This window comes from Pseudomonas sp. LAMO17WK12:I10 (genome assembly GCF_900215185.1).
GTDB classification, from domain to species: Bacteria; Pseudomonadota; Gammaproteobacteria; order Pseudomonadales; family Pseudomonadaceae; genus Aquipseudomonas; species Aquipseudomonas chlororaphis.
Window position 1 is genome coordinate 1 of the sequence record NZ_OBDX01000070.1, and the last position, 4,473, is coordinate 4,473.

A 4,473-nucleotide genomic window follows, 5' to 3' on the forward strand; every position below is an offset into this window, starting at 1 on the left:
TAACCGGCGTCGCCACACACGTAAGTTTCCTCGCAGTGCAGTAACTGATCGACCTGCGTCACGTCCGCTACATTCGCCGCCGTGCCCACCAGGCTATGCACCAGGCCGGATTCGGCATCGACGCCAATGTGCGATTTCATTCCAAAATAGTATTGGTTTCCTTTCTTGGTTTGATGCATTTCGGGATCACGTTTGCCGTCCTTGTTCTTGGTCGAACTCGGTGCATGAATGATCGTCGCATCGACCACGGTGCCCTGACGTAGCATCAACCCTCGGTCACCAAGATAACCGTTGATGGCCTGCAAAATCCCACCGGGCGGCCAGCGCCTTGGCTACAAGGTTTGGCACATCCTTGAGCTTTTCGTCTGCCTCGATCTCCAACGTTATGTGCACAATCATGATCAGCCTCCCTTTGATCAGACTTTACAGAATAGACGGTAAGAGGCGTGGCAGCAGATAGCCTTCCGGCATAAAGGGATGTCTTTCAGTTAGATATAAACGACGCATCGGGATGTATGGGAAAGGTGGGGCGTGCTGCAGCTGTGTCGGTCATATTGTTTAGGGCAAATTTAGGGCATAACTGGGGCCTAAATAGGCCGCGACAGCCCACAGGTACTGACTTTTGACCAAGCAAATACAGGCCTGTCGCGGCCTACCGAGTCCTTCGGTCGGGTTCGAATCCCTATCCACACCCCAACTCAAGGTCATGTCCAATGAACGCGTTTGATCCTTTAAGGTCTTTTGTGTCATCAGGGATACCAAAACAGGCGATGATCAGGTGTTGTCGTCCTCGAGCGGCTCATCTTCGTCATCGTCGTAAAAGTAGACAGCCGGCGCGCCGATGACTCCCATCATTTCGAGCCGTTGCTTCCTCTCCTCGGGATCCATTTCATCGTAGTGGAACTCCAACTCGTCCATGACAGCAGCTTTCGACGCATCTGACTTGAAGCAGTCGAGGTAGTCACTGACTAAGGCAGGGTCGAAGCCCAGCGGCTCAATCCCTTTGAGAAATTTCAGGTAGCCCGTACTAGGATCCACACTCATAAAAAAGATAAGCAGTTCTTTCCAGAGCATGTCCTCGTCACCTATTTTCACTGCCCGCAAGAACACGCTTTCTGCCTTTGAGCCGTGTCTGAGCTCATAGGTGTACAATCCAAGCGCGCTGGAGCGATCGTCGATAATTTTGTAGATCGTCTGCGAAATCTTCAAAACCGTACGGCTAATGAAAGAGCGGTACCGATCTTCATTGGTTGTGCCGAGTAAGAAGTCCCTTTCGGGAAATTCGACGCGTAGATGCTTGCTCAGTAGTTTACGAACCGCCTCGGCTTCCCTACTTCCTTTGTAAGCCGAGTTGAGTGTAAACCGGTCGTACCGCAGCGTTTTGTAGAACGCACTCAAGAGCTGCAGAAGCTCATTCTGCGGCCTACTGAAGTGGACCGGAACATGCTTGCGCACTCGCACCAACAGGTCTAAGTGATTGTGTGTGATGAGGGATTTCTCTAAAGCATCTTGATCCGTTGTCTCAGTATGCTCATGCAGCACCACTGCGATCTTCAAGAGCCGTTCGATGCCGACCGAAAGGTCGTAAAGGAACTCGAACAGTTCATCGGTGTGTTCAATAAATTGCAGCTCGTGAAATCGACGCAGCCCGTTATAGATGAACGATCCTGCGATGTGGACTTCCTCGCCAAGTCGAAAGTTTTTCCAAATATCAGATGCACTCATGTCTCTCATTTCTTGCAGCTCCGAAATCAGCACTCTCTCACTGAGAGCGGCGATTGCTTTTGAGGTTGTCTTTCACCATATACTCCAGCACAATCGGATGATGTGCATATATCAACTTTTAAAAGGTGTATTACTCGTAGTTCTCAATTGGAAGTTTAATATCCGGTGAAATCTCTGATAAGGCATTTGCAATAACTGATGTTGGTATTCCTGCGTAAAATGGGGCGTCGCTAAAGTCTTTGTAGGAAAGGTCGTGCGTAACTATCCCAACGATATGACCGGAACTGGATATAATTGGCCCTCCACTATTTCCTGGTCTCGCGATTGCCGAATACAAGAAAATCTCGTCGTTATGAATAGTTTTTATATATTCTGACGCTACCTCGCCGCTCTGAATGATAATGGCTGGATCGCGAGATAGTGGAATGCGTGGAAATCCAATTGTATAGACTGATTCCGCCGAGGCCGGGTTTCTAAAGGCAATTGAGAGATCTGGCCAACATTCGCCTTCGGTAAGCTTTATGATTCCGACATCGATACTTTCATGCGTCACCGTCTTTGCAATTGAACGTTCAGCGCCCTGTATTATTTGCTTTTCGTATAGCGTCATGTCGTTGATAACATGCGCACAGGTAAGTATGGTGGTTGCATCAAGAATAAGGCCAGTTCCAGCGTGTTCATCGCCATTGCTGGTGGCGCCTAGAATATGAACCAAGGTTTTTTTGTAATGATGGATCAGGAATTCAGGGCCTAACGCTGGTGCAAGCCATAAAGCCCCTTTTTTTTCCTGCTCAGTGAATTCTTTTAAGAAGTAATAGTAATTCGGTGCCGTGACAAAGTTACTTTGCCCCATTACATTCAGTATTCCTGCATGTTCCAGAGAATCAAGAAGTAATTTGACTCGGTATTGGTATTTAAGCGGGTCATTTAGGTTGGCTTCAGATTCTAAGTGTTTGAGAAAGTCATAGACGGAGAATGGTGTAATCTTGCTGTTAGGCGTTTTTCCAATCGTTTTACACATTGTTTCATATTGTATAGGGGAGAAAAATATACATGCTTGTTTGGCAAGTAATAGCTTTTCTTCAATGTTAAAAGGCGCTAATTTCGAGTATCTAGGCATGAGATATCTGGTCCATCAGTAAGAGATTGGAAAATGTAAAGTTATTGAGAAGGCGTGGCTATAGTAGATCAGCTTCTTTAGGCTTGCCGTCTGTGACTCTGAAACGACATAGAAGTGGTTTAGCCGGCACTCGAACCCTGGAGCTTTGCCCCCCGAGTTCCAGAGCCCTGCTGTTCAGCAGTGTCAACTCCTTCAAGGCGACCTCAAGGGCCAGCTGTTTGGTGTGAATCCTATCCAGCACATCCGACAACCCGGCATGGCGTCGACTTCGTTCATAGTACGGATAGTGCGCCTATTAGGCAGTAATCGCAGCTTGCTTAGAAATTGCTACAAATCTGATAAGGAGAAGCGGTTGAACCACGCTGGCTGGGGCGTAAGGGGAGTGCTACGCCCAATCCATCATCGGCGCAACGCTGAAGCGGTGGGAGGGCTCAGGCCTTGTGGTATATGGCTTTGAGCTTGATTTTGCAGTGTTTTCGTTCAACGTGTTTCGTACCGATTTCTGGGGAGGTTGGGGCATTTTTGCCAAGTGCTTGGTACAATGTACCAATCGACAGCGGACGTGTACCAATTCTTACATGGCAACAATCAGAACACGCAAAAAGGCCGATGGCACCCTGAGCTACCTCGTCCAGATCCGCATCAATCGTGACAAGGTGACAGTCTACCAAGAGAGCCAAACCTTCGCCCGCAAACAGGCTGCTCAGGCCTGGGCGAAGCGACGGGAGACCGAGTTGGCGGAGCCTGGTGCGATCGAGTGGGCCAGCCGCGTAGGTCACACCGTCAAGCAAATGATTGATCGCTACCTTGTCGAGGCAGAGAAAGCCCGGCCGCTGGGAGAGACCAAGCGGCGGACGCTCAATGCCATCAAGAACAGTTACCTTGGTGAAAAGGTCGACTCCGACATCAGCCAGCAGGTGCTGGTGGATTATGCGCTCTGGCGCATGAGTCCCGAGGGCGGTTCGGTCAAGCCTCAGACTGCCGGCAATGACATGGCTCACCTGGGCTCGGTGTTGTCCTTGGCCAGGGCGGCTTGGAGGTATGAGATTGATCCGCAGGCGATGCCTGATGCCCGCCTCGTACTGAAGAAATTCGGTTACAACATGAAGAGTCGCGAGCGGGACTGCCGGGTGAGGCATGGCAGATTGTGCAGAGCATGCCGCGAGAGTGCCCGGAGATCTTTCCATACAACACTGATTCGATCGGCGCCGCTTGGTCTAGGGCATGCAAGATTTCTGGGATTGAGGATCTACACTTCCATGATTTGCGACATGAAGGTGTCAGCCGATTGTTTGAAATGGAGTGGGATATCCCGCGCGTAGCGAGCGTATCTGGGCATCGGGACTGGAACTCCCTTAGAAGGTGTAGACAAAATAAACTAAAGTTACCATTTCTTCTGCCTGGACAGCCTCGAAGTCATGCCTAGAATCGGACGCCCGCCCGCGATTACCGCGGAGCAGTACCCAATGCTAGTCAAGCTTGCACAAGCCCATCCCTTCTCCAGCCAAGCTGAATTAGCGGATGCATTCCACGCTGAAACGGGTATTACCGCTCATCCCGACACCTTTGCCAAAGCCTTGAAGCTGGCGGGGATTACACGCATAAAGCCGCGCACCAAGGGCAGCTTT

At 50.1% G+C, this 4,473-nt stretch carries 3 protein-coding genes and 2 pseudogenes; 2 read left to right on the plus strand and 3 right to left on the minus strand.

Features of this window, described 5'->3' with window-relative positions; translation table 11 throughout:
• The 3 genes and pseudogenes from CRO75_RS32010 to CRO75_RS32020 all read right to left on the minus strand — a co-directional run.
• Positions 1-324 (minus strand): annotated as a pseudogene (locus CRO75_RS32010) (IS5 family transposase); the annotation flags it as partial.
• Positions 325-774: 450 nt separating this feature from the next.
• Positions 775-1,725 (minus strand): hypothetical protein, encoded by a 951-nt coding sequence (locus CRO75_RS32015; RefSeq protein ID WP_097140634.1) that lies wholly within the window; start codon positions 1,723-1,725, stop codon positions 775-777.
• Between the two features lie 130 nt (positions 1,726-1,855).
• Positions 1,856-2,845: a serine protease gene (locus CRO75_RS32020; RefSeq protein ID WP_097140636.1), complete on the minus strand. Its 990-nt coding sequence runs from the start codon at positions 2,843-2,845 to the stop codon at positions 1,856-1,858.
• A 578-nt stretch (positions 2,846-3,423) separates the two neighbouring features.
• On the opposite strand from CRO75_RS32020, the pseudogene CRO75_RS32025 reads away from it, so the two are divergent.
• Both CRO75_RS32025 and CRO75_RS32030 read left to right on the plus strand, forming a co-directional pair.
• Positions 3,424-4,208: pseudogene (locus CRO75_RS32025) on the plus strand (tyrosine-type recombinase/integrase); the annotation flags it as partial.
• Between the two features lie 55 nt (positions 4,209-4,263).
• Positions 4,264-4,473, plus strand: a 210-nt coding sequence (locus CRO75_RS32030; RefSeq protein WP_143504329.1) for a helix-turn-helix domain-containing protein, incomplete at its 3' end; no start/stop codon positions are given.